General features: G+C 59.0%; 11 protein-coding genes and 2 rRNA genes. 3 read left to right on the top strand and 10 right to left on the bottom strand.

Translation table 11 applies throughout. The features are described 5' to 3' along the window. Positions 1–164 precede the first annotated feature (164 nt). Positions 165–3,049 (top strand): 23S ribosomal RNA (locus tag RAS12_RS12720). A gap of 197 nt (positions 3,050–3,246) precedes the next feature. After that, positions 3,247–3,359, top strand: a 5S ribosomal RNA gene (gene rrf, locus RAS12_RS12715). A 196-nt stretch (positions 3,360–3,555) separates the two neighbouring features. On the opposite strand, the gene RAS12_RS12710 is transcribed toward rrf, so the two are convergent. The 3 genes from RAS12_RS12710 to RAS12_RS12700 are packed head-to-tail and all read right to left on the bottom strand — an operon-like array spanning position 3,556 to position 7,417. Further along, a complete protein-coding gene (locus tag RAS12_RS12710; RefSeq protein WP_306950075.1) occupies positions 3,556–4,137 on the bottom strand; it encodes a GNAT family N-acetyltransferase in 582 nt (193 codons plus the stop codon). After that, entirely contained in the window at positions 4,134–5,561 is a 1,428-nt protein-coding gene (locus RAS12_RS12705) for a sigma-54-dependent transcriptional regulator (RefSeq protein ID WP_306950074.1), read from the bottom strand. The genes RAS12_RS12710 and RAS12_RS12705 overlap by 4 nt, the downstream gene beginning before the upstream one ends. After that, positions 5,558–7,417, bottom strand: a complete 1,860-nt coding sequence (locus RAS12_RS12700) for a sensor histidine kinase (protein WP_371321299.1) — start codon at positions 7,415–7,417, stop codon at positions 5,558–5,560. The genes RAS12_RS12705 and RAS12_RS12700 overlap by 4 nt, the downstream gene beginning before the upstream one ends. Before the next feature lie 398 nt (positions 7,418–7,815). Between RAS12_RS12700 and RAS12_RS12695 the strand changes: the two genes are divergently transcribed. Beyond that, positions 7,816–9,159, top strand: a complete 1,344-nt coding sequence (locus tag RAS12_RS12695) for a dicarboxylate/amino acid:cation symporter (RefSeq protein WP_306950070.1) — start codon at positions 7,816–7,818, stop codon at positions 9,157–9,159. A 74-nt stretch (positions 9,160–9,233) separates the two neighbouring features. Here the strand turns inward: RAS12_RS12695 and RAS12_RS12690 are convergent, their stop codons facing one another. The 7 genes from RAS12_RS12690 to RAS12_RS12660 form a co-directional block, all read right to left on the bottom strand. Beyond that, positions 9,234–9,860 carry a Maf family protein gene (locus RAS12_RS12690; protein WP_306950068.1) on the bottom strand — a complete coding sequence of 209 codons (627 nt, stop codon included), beginning with the start codon at positions 9,858–9,860 and terminating at the stop codon, positions 9,234–9,236. A 34-nt stretch (positions 9,861–9,894) separates the two neighbouring features. Then, entirely contained in the window at positions 9,895–10,365 is a 471-nt protein-coding gene (gene rlmH / locus RAS12_RS12685) for a 23S rRNA (pseudouridine(1915)-N(3))-methyltransferase RlmH (RefSeq protein WP_306950067.1), read from the bottom strand. 9 nt (positions 10,366–10,374) lie between these two features. Then, complete coding sequence (rsfS, locus tag RAS12_RS12680; RefSeq protein WP_306950065.1) at positions 10,375–10,779, bottom strand: ribosome silencing factor; 405 nt, start codon at positions 10,777–10,779, stop codon at positions 10,375–10,377. A 74-nt stretch (positions 10,780–10,853) separates the two neighbouring features. Beyond that, positions 10,854–11,441: a nicotinate (nicotinamide) nucleotide adenylyltransferase gene (gene nadD, locus RAS12_RS12675; protein ID WP_306950063.1), complete on the bottom strand. Its 588-nt coding sequence runs from the start codon at positions 11,439–11,441 to the stop codon at positions 10,854–10,856. Beyond that, positions 11,438–12,349 carry an oxygen-dependent coproporphyrinogen oxidase gene (gene hemF, locus RAS12_RS12670; protein WP_306950062.1) on the bottom strand — a complete coding sequence of 304 codons (912 nt, stop codon included), beginning with the start codon at positions 12,347–12,349 and terminating at the stop codon, positions 11,438–11,440. Before hemF ends, nadD begins: the two co-directional genes overlap by 4 nt. A gap of 13 nt (positions 12,350–12,362) precedes the next feature. Then, positions 12,363–13,670, bottom strand: coding sequence for a phosphoribosylamine--glycine ligase (gene purD / locus RAS12_RS12665; RefSeq protein ID WP_306950060.1), 1,308 nt, complete (start codon positions 13,668–13,670; stop codon positions 12,363–12,365). A 126-nt stretch (positions 13,671–13,796) separates the two neighbouring features. Next, positions 13,797–14,528 carry a YebC/PmpR family DNA-binding transcriptional regulator gene (locus RAS12_RS12660; protein WP_306950058.1) on the bottom strand — a complete coding sequence of 244 codons (732 nt, stop codon included), beginning with the start codon at positions 14,526–14,528 and terminating at the stop codon, positions 13,797–13,799. Between the last annotated feature and the right edge of the window lie 12 nt (positions 14,529–14,540).

Raw genomic sequence — 14,540 nt, 5'->3', positions numbered from 1 at the left:
ACTTATTAAGTACTCAGCGCAAGCTGAAGAAAATAAGTACGGGTTGTGATTGCATTATTTTTGTTCCAAGTTCTCAAGACTGAGGTGAATAACCTCAGACTGCTTTGAAACTTATGAACGGCACAAACGCTAATACTCAGGTCCTATAGCCTACAGCGTTATAGGATCAAGCGACTAAGTGCATATGGTGGATGCCTTGGCGATCACAGGCGATGAAGGACGTAGTAGCCTGCGAAAAGCTACGGGGAGCTGGCAAACAAGCTTTGATCCGTAGATATCCGAATGGGGAAACCCACCGCAGCAATGCGGTATCCCTAGCTGAATACATAGGCTAGTGGAGGCGAACCGGGTGAACTGAAACATCTCAGTAGCTCGAGGAAAAGAAATCAACCGAGATTCCGAAAGTAGTGGCGAGCGAAATCGGAAGAGCCTTTACGTTTTAGCATGCAAGATAATCGAAGGGGATGGAAAGCCCCGCCGTAGCAGGTGATAGCCCTGTAGATGAAATTTTGTGTGTGGAACTAAGCGTAAGATAAGTAGGGCGGGACACGTGAAATCCTGTTTGAAGATGGGGGGACCATCCTCCAAGGCTAAATACTCGTGATCGACCGATAGTGAACCAGTACCGTGAGGGAAAGGCGAAAAGAACCCCGGAAGGGGAGTGAAATAGATCCTGAAACCGTATGCATACAAACAGTAGGAGCCTCCTTGTGGGGTGACTGCGTACCTTTTGTATAATGGGTCAGCGACTTACATTCAGTGGCAAGGTTAACCGAATAGGGAAGCCGTAGCGAAAGCGAGTCCGAATAGGGCGATTCAGTCGCTGGGTGTAGACCCGAAACCAGATGATCTATCCATGGCCAGGTTGAAGGCACGGTAACACGTGCTGGAGGACCGAACCCACTAATGTTGAAAAATTAGGGGATGAGCTGTGGATAGGGGTGAAAGGCTAAACAAATCTGGAAATAGCTGGTTCTCTCCGAAAACTATTTAGGTAGTGCCTCAAGTATTACTGCGGGGGGTAGAGCACTGTTATAGCTAGGGGGTCATGGCGACTTACCAAACTATGGCAAACTCCGAATACCCGCAAGTACAGCTTGGGAGACAGAGCACCGGGTGCTAACGTCCGGACTCAAGAGGGAAACAACCCAGACCGCCAGCTAAGGTCCCGAATTATCGCTAAGTGGGAAACGAAGTGGGAAGGCATAGACAGTCAGGAGGTTGGCTTAGAAGCAGCCATCCTTTAAAGAAAGCGTAATAGCTCACTGATCGAGTCGTCCTGCGCGGAAGATGTAACGGGGCTAAGCGATAAACCGAAGCTGCGGGTGTGCACTTTTAGTGCACGCGGTAGGAGAGCGTTCTGTAAGCCTGCGAAGGTGGCTTGTAAAGGCTGCTGGAGGTATCAGAAGTGCGAATGCTGACATGAGTAGCGATAAAGGGGGTGAAAAGCCCCCTCGCCGTAAGTCCAAGGTTTCCTGCGCAACGTTCATCGGCGCAGGGTGAGTCGGCCCCTAAGGCGAGGCAGAGATGCGTAGCTGATGGGAAACTGGTTAATATTCCAGTACCGTCGTACAGTGCGATGGGGGGACGGATCGCGGAAGATCATCAGGGTGTTGGATGTCCCTGTTGCTGCATCGAAGATGGCGCTTAGGCAAATCCGGGCGCGTAAATCAAGGGTGTGACACGAGCGAGCATTGCTTGCGAAGTGATTGGAAGTGGTTCCAAGAAAAGCCTCTAAGCTTCAGCTGTACGAGACCGTACCGCAAACCGACACAGGTGGACGGGATGAATATTCCAAGGCGCTTGAGAGAACTCAGGAGAAGGAACTCGGCAAATTGATACCGTAACTTCGGGAGAAGGTATACCCCGGTAGTGTGAAGCGCCTGCGCGCTTAGCATGATGGGGTCGCAGAGAATCGGTGGCTGCGACTGTTTATTAAAAACACAGCACTCTGCAAAGACGAAAGTCGACGTATAGGGTGTGACGCCTGCCCGGTGCCGGAAGGTTAAGTGATGGGGTGCAAGCTCTTGATCGAAGCCCCGGTAAACGGCGGCCGTAACTATAACGGTCCTAAGGTAGCGAAATTCCTTGTCGGGTAAGTTCCGACCTGCACGAATGGCGTAACGATGGCCACACTGTCTCCTCCTGAGACTCAGCGAAGTTGAAGTGTTTGTGATGATGCAATCTACCCGCGGCTAGACGGAAAGACCCCATGAACCTTTACTGTAGCTTTGCATTGATCTGTGAACCGGCCTGTGTAGGATAGGTGGGAGGCTTTGAAGCGTGGTCGCTAGATCACGTGGAGCCAACCTTGAAATACCACCCTGGTTTGTTTGCGGTTCTAACCTTGGTCCGTTATCCGGATCGGGGACAGTGCATGGTGGGCAGTTTGACTGGGGCGGTCTCCTCCCAAAGTGTAACGGAGGAGTTCGAAGGTACGCTAGGTACGGTCGGAAATCGTGCTGATAGTGCAATGGCATAAGCGTGCTTGACTGTGAGACTGACAAGTCGAACAGGTGCGAAAGCAGGACATAGTGATCCGGTGGTTCTGAATGGAAGGGCCATCGCTCAACGGATAAAAGGTACTCTGGGGATAACAGGCTGATACCGCCCAAGAGTTCATATCGACGGCGGTGTTTGGCACCTCGATGTCGGCTCATCTCATCCTGGGGCTGTAGCCGGTCCCAAGGGTATGGCTGTTCGCCATTTAAAGAGGTACGTGAGCTGGGTTTAAAACGTCGTGAGACAGTTTGGTCCCTATCTGCCGTGGGCGTTGGATACTTGACGGAGCCTGCTCCTAGTACGAGAGGACCGGAGTGGACGTACCTCTGGTGTACCGGTTGTCATGCCAATGGCATTGCCGGGTAGCTAAGTACGGAAGAGATAACCGCTGAAGGCATCTAAGCGGGAAACTCGTCTGAAGATTAGGTATCCCGGGGACTTGATCCCCCTAAAGAGTCGTTCGAGACCAGGACGTTGATAGGTCAGGTGTGGAAGCGCAGTAATGCGTTAAGCTAACTGATACTAATTGCTCGTGAGGCTTGATCCTATAACACTGATGGTTATTGACCTGGTGATATAGCGTTCCAAGTGTCGTTCAATACAAAATCTGACTGCACCGTCGGCAGTCAGCCAACAATTACACCCCCCTGTGCATGATCATCGAGCTAGCCTCTGATCATCCACACGTTGTGTTTCTTCCAAGATTGGAGCAGTTGCCTAACCGCAGCCGCTCAACCAGTTACGCCTGACGACCATAGCAAGGTGGTACCACTCCTTCCCATCCCGAACAGGACAGTGAAACGCCTTCGCGCCGATGATAGTGGACGGACGTCTGTGAAAGTAGGTCATCGTCAGGCTTTTATTCCGCAAAACCCCACAGGTAATCCTGTGGGGTTTTGTCTTTGGGGCGCGGGTTTTACCTGCGTTATGTATTGGCCGCGCGATGCGCGGTATGAATATCGATACCCAATGTAGAAAACCCCTCGCAGCTGACGCTGCGAGGGGTTTTTTATTGGTCGTTATGTTTAGACGCTGGGAACATTCGGTAGGCCATTATGTATCTGCGGGATTAATCAGAGCCGTCAGAATATGGTCGCTCCACGCGCCATTGATATTGAGATAAGAATGGGCCAACCCTTCACGCTGGAACCCCAAGCGAGCCAGCAGACGGGCGCTACGCGTATTTTCCGGGCGGTAATTTGCCATGATGCGGTGCAGTTTCATTTTCTGGAAAACATGTGTGATGGCAGCCGTTAGTCCTTCGTGCATCAGCCCCAGCCCTTGCAGGGGCTCGGCAATCGAGTAGCCGAGATGGCAGGCTTGGAAGGGGCCGCGGACAATATTGGTGAAATTGCACGCCGCACTGAGCTTGCCATTTTCGGAACTGAAAAACAGCAGGTGCAAGGCATCCCCGCGGGCGGTGGCTGAAGCCATTGCGTTCAACCTTTGCTTGACCGCGTTCAGCTCAAAGAATGCTTCGTTGCGTAGCGGTTCCCACGTTTGGAGATAGGCTCGGTTTTGCACCAAGTACGCTTGCACGCTTTTCGCGTGGGATGCGTCGGCTTTGCGTAGCAGCAGCCGGCCAGTGGAAAGCCCAGCTGACGGAAAGTCGGATATGAGTGGCCCGGTGTTCAAGGTGTTGTGCCGTTGGCGGTGCGTGTGTACTGCTGGCGGTCTATACCGTGACGTTGCAGCTTGTCGTAGAACGTCTTGCGAGGAATGCCCAAGGACTCGAGCGTTGCCTTGATATCGCCGTGGTGAGCCTGAAGCGCGTCGCGAATAAGCTGTGCTTCGAATTGCTCCATGCGTTCAGGCAGGCTTTGTGAGTTGCTGTCGGCGGTTGGGGAATCGCTTGCCGATGTGTTCAACACGCCCAACACCACGCGCTCTGCGTAGTGAGCCAGTTCACGGACGTTGCCCGGCCAATCGTGGGTCAAGACATGCTGGTTAACTGATGCGGGGAGTTCAGGGATGTCGCGGTGAAAGCGGCGCGACGCATGCCCCAAATAGTGAGCAAACAATAGTGGGATGTCGTCCCGGCGTTCGCGCAGGGGCGGGATACGGATCGTGACGACATTGAGCCGGTAGAACAGGTCTTCACGGAACTTGGCACGAATGGCGGGGCTGCCCAGATCTTCCTTGGTGGCGGCGACAACACGCAGATCCAGATTGCGGACCTCGTTGCTGCCTAATGGCGTGATCTGGCGCGACTCCAGCACTCGGAGCAGTTTCACTTGCACGGCCAGCGGCATGCTTTCGATTTCGTCTAGAAAGAGCGTGCCGCCACTGGCGTGTTCGATGCGGCCAATACGCTTTTTCTGGGCGCCGGTGAACGCGCCAGCTTCATGGCCAAACAGTTCACTTTCAATGACGCTTTCTGGCAGTGCGCCGCAATTGATTGCGACCAGAGCACGGTGTCGGCGCCGGCTGAGCCGGTGCAATGCGGTGGCGACCACTTCCTTGCCCGTTCCCGTTTCGCCTTCTACCAGCACATCTACGTCGGCATCGGCAATATGGCGCAACGTTTGTTTAATGCGTTGCATGGCCGGAGTCGTGCCGATGAAGGGCACTTCGTCTGCCTCGACCGCGAAGGCGGCTTCACGCAGCCGGCGGTTTTCCAGAACCAGATGGCGTTTTTCTGCCGCGTGCGTGATGGCGGTGATGAGGCGGTCCGCGGAGTAGGGTTTAGCTAGAAAATCATAGGCACCGTCATGCATGCACTGCACGGCAGTAGCGATATCGCCGTGGCCCGTGATGAGGATGACCGGGATTTCGGGGTCGACATCGCGCAGGCGGTGAAAGAGTTGCAGGCCGTCGATATCTGGCATGCGTATGTCGCTAACGACGACGCCATCGAAATCGCGATGCAGGGTTGGGAGCGCTGAACGGGCCGTCGCGTGGGCGTCCACCGTAAAGCCTTGCAGCTTCAAGGTTTGGACATTTGCGCGCCGTAGTTCGTCATCATCGTCAATAAAGACAACGTGCGGATGAAATGTGTCACGCAGGCTATGGTTCGCCGACACGGCAACCGAGGCGGAAAATTCTGGGGCGCGAGTCATGAAGATAGTGTCGAAACAGGGTGGCCTGGCCGTGCTCTACGCAGGGTCAGGACGAACATGGCGCCGATGCCGGGGCCGTGCGGTGTAGGAAAGCTGGGATCGTTAGGCTGCGCTGCACGCAAATCGCCTCCGAATTCGGTAACGATGTCGCGGCAGATGACCAGACCCAGGCCCAGCCCTTCCGGTTTGGTCGTGTGGAATGGCGTGAATAGGCGGGCGCGGGCGTCTTCCGACAAGCCGGGCCCGTTGTCATTGACGTACACCTGCACCGTGGCGCCCAAGTCTTGAAGTGCCACGATGACGCGGCCGTCGGGGCGGCCTTCCAGGGCCTCCAGCGCGTTTTGCAGCAAGTTCACAAGAACCTGTTCCAACCGGACCCGGTTGGCGCGAACCAGATAGTCCTGCTGTTCTGGTGGACGCTGCAACACGACGCCTTGACGGCGCGCGCGCGGCCCCACAAGCAGCAGCGCGCCTTCCAGCGCTTCTATCAGACGGGTGGGGCCGACCGAGGCGCCGGCTTTGCGAGAGAACGCCCGTAATTCACCGGTGATATGGCCGATGCGGTCGGTCAGCGATGCAATGGTGCCCAGATTTTCTTTTGTGGAGTCGTAATCCCTCCTGCGCAGGAACTCGGAGGCGTTATCGGCATAGGCGCGAATGGCGGCTACCGGTTGATTGATCTCGTGGGCGACACCGGCGGCGACCTGCCCCAACAGAGCCAACTTGCTGGCTTGTACGAGTTCGTCCTGCATGGTGTGCAGACGGGCCTCGGTGCGTTGGCGCTCATCCATTTCGTCATGCAGTTGTTCATTGACTTCAAGCAACTGCGATGTGCGTTCGTCTACCAGCGATGCAAGTTGGCTGCTGATAGCAGCCTGTTGAGCTGCGCGTTCGCGGTTGAGGTGGCGGCGGTAAAGCAGGATGCCAATCAACGCGGCTAGCGCGCTTTGTGCCAATAAGGCCGCCAATTGGGCGTTGGCGGTGGCTTGGCCGATGGCCGCTTGCACGGGCGATAGCAGGTGCAACGTCCAGCCCGGAGATTCAGCGATAGGCAGGGTGGTGTGCAATAAGGGTGCGCCTTTGGGAACCAGAGGCAATGCTTCGTCAGCCCGTACCAATTGTCCTGTGCTGACCTGCGCAAGCGGAGGCGAAAGCGGAAGGGTCTGGAAGCGGGCGTCCCCGAATTGCAAGCTGCTGCGCAGCGATTGGGCCATTTCGGGCGGCAGCGGCGCAAGCACGTCGAAGCGCCAAGTAGGAATGCTGCCCAGCAGGACCACGCCGTGGCCGTCTGTGACAAAGATCGGCGCGTTGGACTGGCGCCAGTCAGACTCCAGATCTCGAAAATCGACTTTAAGTACAACAACGCCAAGCATGGCGCCGTTGGCGTCATCCACCCGGCGAGACAAGTACAGGCCAGCCTCATGGCTGACTGTGCCCAAGGCAAAGTGTTCAGCCGAGCCGTTGATAACGGACCCTTGAAAATAAGGCCGGAATTGGTAATCCACGCCGACAAATGTGGCGGGTTCTCGCCAGTTGCTGGCTGCAACGGCCAAGCCTTTTTTGTCGAGCAGATAGATGGCCGAAGCGCCCACCCCATGGCTCAGCGTGTCGAGCTTGTCGTCCAGGGATTCGATTTGTGCGGCGGACGCGCCTTGCAGTGCCGCTCGCACGTCGACATCACGTGTCAGGACAAAGGGCAGCGCCCTGAATTTGTCCAGGTTATTGCGCAGCAATGCGGCGTTGATCTGGCCGGCGCTGCGTGCCTGAATCGCGGCCTGCTGGATGGCGTCCTCGCGAGCCCATACGGTTGCGGCGTGCAGTACGGCAAACACAATGCCGGCGGCCAGCACGATCATGACCGCCCAGAAGCGCCAAGCCCGGGATCGTGGATGGCGTGGTGGCAGCAATGGGGCGGATTCGATCTGGGAGCCGGAATTTGGCAAGCGGGAATTCGACATGGAGTGTGCGGTTATCCGCACATTCTATCTGAATTCTGTGTGAGATTTCGCCACTCGGTAGCTATGCAAAAACCGTCCTGAAAAGAAAATCCTATGTCTTTCAACGGCTTGCGGGTTCTGTCTGACAGAAATTCCGCTTGGCATGAGTCTTGCATATAGGTATGCAAGCCGCGCGACCTTGACCATGCGGTGAAATCGGCTTGCGGCGAGAACGCAAGGCCATAAAACAGAAAACGTCCCGTCGCCCGTCGCGCACAGCCGCCCGGAGCAAGGGGCAATTGGTGGGGACAATCCCAATGATCGAAGTAGATCAAGTCGCGCCTGCGCGCAAGCTCAAGTTCTATCAAATCCTGTATGTGCAGGTGATTTTCGCCATCGTGGTGGGCATTTTGCTGGGCGCGTTCAAGCCGGAATTAGGCCAGCAGATGCAGCCTTTGGGAGATGCGTTCATCAAGCTGGTGAAGATGATTATTGCGCCGGTGATTTTCCTGACCGTGGCGTCTGGTATCGCTGCCATGAGCGACCTGAAAAAGGTGGGTCGTGTGGCTGGCAAAGCCATGCTGTATTTCCTGATCTTTTCTACGCTGGCGTTGATCGTGGGGATGCTGGTCAGCCATCTGGTTCAGCCGGGCGCAGGGATGCATATTGATCCCAAGACGCTGGATGAGAAAGCGGTGGCAACCTATGTGGCCAAAGCGCATGACTCGACCATCACCGGCTTTTTGATGAACATCATTCCCACGACGATCTTCAGTCCGTTCGTGGGCGGCGATATTCTGCAAGTGTTGTTCGTGGCGGTGCTGTTTGGCATCTCGCTGGCCATGGTGGGCGAGCGCGGCAAGCCGATCCTGTCCTTCATGACGGCGCTGGCTCAGCCGATCTTCAAACTGGTCGCGATTCTGATGAAAGCGGCCCCGATTGGCGCCTTCGGCGCGATGGCGTTCACCATCGGCAAGTACGGCATCAAATCGGTCGTCAACCTGGCAATGCTGGTGGGCACGTTCTACGCGACCTCGGTGTTGTTCGTTGTGGTCGTGCTGGGTCTGGTTGCCCGCTATAACGGCTTCTCTATCCTGAAACTGGTGCGCTACATCCGCGAAGAGCTGCTGCTGGTGCTGGGAACGAGTTCGTCGGAAGCCGCGTTGCCCACCTTGATGCAGAAGATGGAACGCGCTGGGTGTTCGAAGTCCGTAGTTGGTCTGGTCGTGCCCACGGGATATTCGTTCAATCTGGATGGCACCAATATCTACATGACGATGGCCGCGCTGTTCATCGCCCAGGCTTGCGATATTCCGTTGTCGCTGGGCGATCAGATCTTGCTGCTGGCCGTGGCGATGCTGAGTTCGAAGGGCGCTGCGGGTGTGACGGGCGCGGGCTTTATTACGCTAGCTGCAACCTTGTCGGTTGTGCCGTCGGTGCCACTGGCCGGGATGACGCTGATCTTGGGTGTGGATCGTTTCATGTCCGAGTGCCGTGCGCTGACGAATCTGGTCGGCAATGCGACTGCCGCAGTGGTGGTTGCGCGCTGGGAGGGTGAGTTGGACAAGGATCAATTGCATGCCGCGCTTGAGGGACAAGTGCTGGATGCGCCCTTGGCGGAACCGCACGCGGCCTTGGGCCAGCCGGCGGAGCAAGTTTGATTCGTGCAGCATGAAAAAATCCCCCCGCGTTGGAAGACCCGGGGGGATTTTTTTGTGTAGAGAAGGCACTCGGTTCAGGGGATTTGAATACCCGCCATCCGCAGCAGATTGGACGTTTCGAAGAGCGGCAGGCCCATCACGCCGGTGTAGCTGCCCGAAATGTGTGAGATGAACGTGCCGGCCAATCCCTGGATGCCATAGGCGCCCGCCTTGCCAAAAGGCTCGCCGCTGTCGCAATAGCGCCCGATCTCGTCGTCGGTCAGGTCGCGCATACGGACCTCGGTGATGGAAACGGTTTCCAGCAACTGTTCGCCCGTCCAGACGGCGACTGCCGTATGCACTTGGTGGGCTGCGCCGGATAGGGCACGCAGAATGCGTATGGCGTCGTCACGGTCAACAGGTTTACCTAAGACGTCGCCATTCAAGATGACGGTGGTGTCCGCAGCCAGCAAGGGGCGCTTAATCAGGTTCTGCTCTTGCATCCAATCGCGGCCGCGCAAGGCCTTGTCACGCGCGGTGCGCCGCACGTAGTCGGCCGCGCTTTCGCCAGCGTGTTGGGGTTCGTCTTCGCCAGGAGGGGCGGGTACGAGCAGGACGTCATGCGTCAGGCCGATCTGCGTCAGCAATTCTCGGCGCCGCGGGCTGGCCGAGGCAAGATAGAGGCGCGCGGTGGGGGCGGTTTGGTCGGCTTTGTCTGTCATGCGAGAACGGAGAGGGCGCCGGCCCGGCCAGCGGTCAGGCGCGGTGATAGGGGTGATTGGTCATGATGGCCCACGCGCGGTAGAGCTGCTCGGCCAACACCACGCGCACCATCGGGTGCGGCAAGGTCAGCGAAGACAGCCGCAACTGGCCACTGCACGAGGCTTTCAGGTCGGCATCCAAACCATCGGGGCCGCCCACGAGAAAGGCGACGTCTTGTCCGCCTGCCCGCCATTGTTCAAGCTTTTGCGACAAGGCCATGGTGGTGAGATCGCGGCCGCGTTCGTCCAGCGCCAGGCGCAAGGCGCCAGGGGGCAGTGCGGCTTCGATCCGTTTGGCTTCCGCCGCCATCATCTGCGCGGGCGTCTTTCCGGTGGTGCGGGGTTCTGGCTTGATTTCGCGCAGTTCCAGCGCGCAATCGGCCGGCAGGCGTTTGGCGTAGTCAGACCAGGCGGTTTCGACCCAGTCTGGCATCCGAGTGCCCACGGCCACGACAATCAATTTCACGACGCAGACTCAGTCTTCGGCGTCTTGGTAGGCGCTGTCGCTGGGGATGGGCGCCACCCGAGTGGATTCGGGCAGAAGCTTCAAGCGTACCGGTTTGCCGCCCCAGATTTCTTCCAGGTTGTAGTACTGGCGGATGGCGGGCTGCATGATGTGCACCACGATATCGCCCAAGTCGACGACAACCCATTCACCGGTGTCCTCGCCTTCGATGGTGATACCGGTGAGTGACAGCGAGCGGCCGCGATCTGCCACGCTGGAGGCAAGGGCGCGGGTTTGGCGGTTGGAGGTGGCGCTTGCAATCACAACGCGATCGAACAGGCTCGTCAGATGCGTGGTGTTGTAGACCTTGATGTCTTGCGCCTTGACGTCTTCGAGGGCATCGATGACGGCGCGTTGGAGTTTCGTTATATCCATAGCTGCAAATATAACCCGCGGACGGACGGCGGATGCCGGCTCCGTGGCGTTTTTGGCGCCAGGCGGGTGTGGGTTTATCGGTAAAGTTTGTGCGCCGCAATATAGGCGGCAACCGGGGCGGCCAGTTGGCCGTCCGTAGATTCGCCTGCCGCCAGGCGCCGGCGGATGTCCGAAGCGGACACCTGCATAGGGGGAAAAGGGAGTTCTTCGAGGGGATGGCCCAGTTCGGCCAGCCATGCCGCGAGCTCGGCGGGCGGTGCAATTGGCGTGCCGGGGCGCGTTGCCACCGCCAGGTCTACCAGGCGGGCAATGTCCCGCCAGTCGCGCCAGGTGCAAAAGTTGGCGAGCTGGTCGCCGCCCAGCAGCCAGACGTGGCGCGCGTCCTGAGGCAGGGCGCGCAGCGTGTCGATGGTGTAGGTAGCGCCGCCGCGGTCGATTTCAATGGGGTTGACGATCAGGCCGGGGTGTCCCGAGATCGCCAGTTCCAGCATGTCGCAACGCTGTTGGCCGGTAGCGTGCAAGGCCGCTCGCTGCCAGGGATTGGCGGCTGGGATCAATTCCACGGCAGCCAGGTCCAGCGCCTGTAGCGCATTTTCCGCTAACGCGATGTGCGCGACGTGGACGGGGTCGAAACTGCCGCCCAGGAGCCCGATGCGCTTCAAACCCAGTCCCGCGGCGTCAGGAAAGCGGCCAGTTCGGATTCGGGCGTGCCGGCCTCCGGCTGCCAGTCGTAGCGCCATTGCGCCAACGGAGGCATGGACAGCAGGATGGATTCGGTGCGCCCGCCGGATTGCAGCCCGAACAGCGTGCCGCGGTCGAATACCAGATTGAATTCGACGTAGCGGCCGCGGCGGTAGGCCTGGAAATCGCGCTCGCGCTCGGAATAGGGCAATTCGCGGCGGCGTTCGACGATGGGCAGATAGCTGGACAAAAAGGCGTCGCCGACTGATCGGGTCAGGGCAAACGACGCATCAAAGCCCGGCGCATTCAAATCATCGAAGAAAACGCCGCCGATGCCGCGTGTTTCATTGCGGTGCTTCAGGAAGAAGTATTCGTCGCACCAGCGCTTGTAGCGCGGGTAGTACTCAGGCCCGTGGCCGGCCAGCGCGTCGCGGCAGACGGTGTGGAAGTGCCGGGCATCTTCTTCGAAGGGATAGTAGGGCGTCAGGTCGATGCCGCCGCCAAACCAGAAAACATCGGCCTCGTCCTGGCCTGGCCGAGCGGCCGCCACAAACATGCGCACGTTCATGTGCGTGGTCGGGACGTAGGGGTTGCGCGGGTGCAGCACCATGGACACGCCCATGGCTTCCCAGGAGCGGCCGGCCAATTCGGGGCGATGAGCGCTTGCCGAGGGCGGCAGCTTGGAACCCTTGACGTGGCTGAACAGCACGCCTGCCCGTTCGAACAGCTTGCCGCCTTCAAGCAGACGCGACAGGCCGCCGCCGCCTTCCGGCCGGGTCCATTCATCGGCGCGAAAGGCAGAGCCTTCCGCGTCTTCCAGAGCGCCGACAATGCGGGCCTGCAAACCGGTGAGGTAGTCGCGGACGGTGGCAACGGGCAAGGCGTTCATCAGGGCTTTCCGGTTACGCGTTGGACTTGGGTTTTTGTTGCGACGGCTTCAACGCGCGCCAGCCGATGTCGCTGCGGTACTGGCGTCCATCGAAATGGATGCCGTCAATGGCTTCGTACACGCGATCGCGCGCCATCTTGACCGAGTCGCCCAGCGCCGTTACGCACAGCACGCGGCCGCCGGTGGTCTTGACCTCGTCGCCGTCCAGTTCAGTGGCCGCGTGAAAGACCATGCAGTCTTCGGCATCGGCGGGCAGGCCGCGAATGACGTCGCCCGTGCGCGGCGTGTTGGGGTAGTTGTGCGAAGCCAGTACGGCGCCCAACGCGGTGCGGCGGTCCCAGACGATGTCGGCCTGGTTCAGCGTGCCGTCCACGGCGTGCTCAAGGGCGTCCAGCAGGTCGCTCTTGACGCGCATCATGATGGGCTGCGTTTCCGGGTCGCCCATGCGGCAATTGAATTCCAGGGTCTTGATCTCGCGGTCAGGATCATCGCCGGAGGCGATCATCAGGCCGGCGTACAGGAAACCCGTGTACGGAATGCCGTCGCGCGTCATGCCCTGCACGGTCGGCAGGATGATTTCGCGCATGATGCGGTGATGCAGTTCCGGGGTGACGATAGGCGCGGGCGAATACGCGCCCATGCCGCCAGTATTGGGGCCCAGGTCGCCGTCTTGCAGACGTTTGTGGTCCTGGCTGGTGGCCAGCGCCAGCACATTGCGGCCATCGCACATGACGATGAAGCTGGCTTCTTCGCCCACCAGGCATTCTTCGATGACGACACGGGCGCCGGCCGCGCCCATGGAGCCATCGCCCAGCATCGCGTCGACGGCGGCGTGCGCCTCTTCCAGGGTGGCGGCAACCACCACACCCTTGCCAGCGGCCAGGCCATCGGCCTTGATGACGATGGGGGCGCCTTCCTGATCGATATAGGCGTGCGCTTGAACGGGGTCAGTGAAGGTGGCGTAGCGGGCCGTCGGGATGTTGTGCCGGACCATGAAGGCCTTGGCGTAATCCTTCGAGCTTTCCAGCTGCGCAGCGGCCTTGGTGGGGCCGAAGATCTTCAGGCCGCGGGCGCGGAAGACATCGACGACGCCAGCTGCCAGCGGGGCTTCCGGACCGACGACGGTCAGGGCGATGCCCTCTCGCTGCACGAAATCAGCCAATTCCTCGGCATTGGTGAGCGGGATGTTTTCGATCTGCTCGGCCCGTTGCGTGCCGCCGTTACCCGGAGCGACGTACACCTTGTGTACGCGCGGGGAGCGGGCCAGCCGCCAGGCGAGGGCATGTTCGCGGCCGCCAGAGCCAATTACCAGGAGTTTCATGTTGCGTGAGTCTGAAGGTTGCCACTCTAGCCCGTGGAGAAGGCAACGGATCTGGGACAGCCCAGATCCGATTTACATCCTGGTGCGCCAGTGGCTCATGCCCCTGGCGCGTCAGGACATGGGGAGTTACTGCGCTTCGTCGAAAATGACGTTTGTATAGACTTCCTGCACGTCGTCCAGGGCTTCCAGGGCATCGAGCAGTTTTTGCATCTTGATGGCGTCATCGCCGGCCAGCTCGGTTTCGTTCAGGGCCTTCATGACGATACCGTCGACTTCGGCCTTCAGGCCGGCATCGTCGAAAGCCTTGCGGACCACTGCGTAGTCGGGCGGGGCGCAAACCACTTCAATCACGCCTTCTTCGTCGGTCGTCACGTCTTCGGCGCCAGCGTCCAGCGCGATTTCCATGATTTTGTCTTCCGCCGTGCCAGGCGCAAATACGAACTGCCCGCAATGCTTGAACATGAAGGCCACCGAGCCTTCCTGGCCCAGATTGCCGCCGTTCTTGGCAAAAGCGTGGCGGACGTCAGCCACGGTGCGAGTGCGGTTGTCGGTCATGCAGTCGACAATGACGGCTGCGCCGCCAATCCCGTAGCCTTCGTAGCGGACTTCCTCGTAGGCGTCGCCGTCGGCGCCGCCTGCGCCACGCTGGATCGCGCGCTGGATGTTGTCCTTGGGCATGTTGGCGTCGGTCGCCTTGTCCCAGGCCATGCGCAAGCGCGGGTTGCTGTCAGGGTCTGGGCCGCCGGCGCGCGCCGCTACGGTGATTTCACGAATGATCTTGGTCCACAGCTTGCCGCGTTTGGCGTCTTGACGCCCTTTGCGGTGCTGAATATTGGCCCATTTGCTGTGTCCGGCCATGGCTTCCCAGGG

Origin of the sequence: Achromobacter seleniivolatilans, assembly GCF_030864005.1 — a bacterium.
In the GTDB taxonomy this organism is placed as follows: domain Bacteria; phylum Pseudomonadota; class Gammaproteobacteria; order Burkholderiales; family Burkholderiaceae_B; genus Achromobacter; species Achromobacter seleniivolatilans.
This window is presented reverse-complemented; position numbering and strand designations above follow the sequence as displayed.

Excerpts from the sequence above, each read along its gene's own strand:
- RAS12_RS12705 (WP_306950074.1), bottom strand. The coding sequence starts at position 5,561 with ATGACTCGCGCCCCAGAATTTTCCGCCTCGGTTGCCGTGTCGGCGAAC.
- RAS12_RS12700 (WP_371321299.1), bottom strand. The coding sequence starts at position 7,417 with ATGATCGTGCTGGCCGCCGGCATTGTGTTTGCCGTACTGCACGCCGCA.
- RAS12_RS12695 (WP_306950070.1), top strand. The coding sequence starts at position 7,816 with ATGATCGAAGTAGATCAAGTCGCGCCTGCGCGCAAGCTCAAGTTCTAT.
- RAS12_RS12690 (WP_306950068.1), bottom strand. The coding sequence starts at position 9,860 with ATGACAGACAAAGCCGACCAAACCGCCCCCACCGCGCGCCTCTATCTT.
- rsfS (WP_306950065.1), bottom strand. The coding sequence starts at position 10,779 with ATGGATATAACGAAACTCCAACGCGCCGTCATCGATGCCCTCGAAGAC.
- hemF (WP_306950062.1), bottom strand. The coding sequence starts at position 12,349 with ATGAACGCCTTGCCCGTTGCCACCGTCCGCGACTACCTCACCGGTTTG.
- purD (WP_306950060.1), bottom strand. The coding sequence starts at position 13,670 with ATGAAACTCCTGGTAATTGGCTCTGGCGGCCGCGAACATGCCCTCGCC.
- RAS12_RS12660 (WP_306950058.1), bottom strand. The coding sequence starts at position 14,528 with ATGGCCGGACACAGCAAATGGGCCAATATTCAGCACCGCAAAGGGCGT.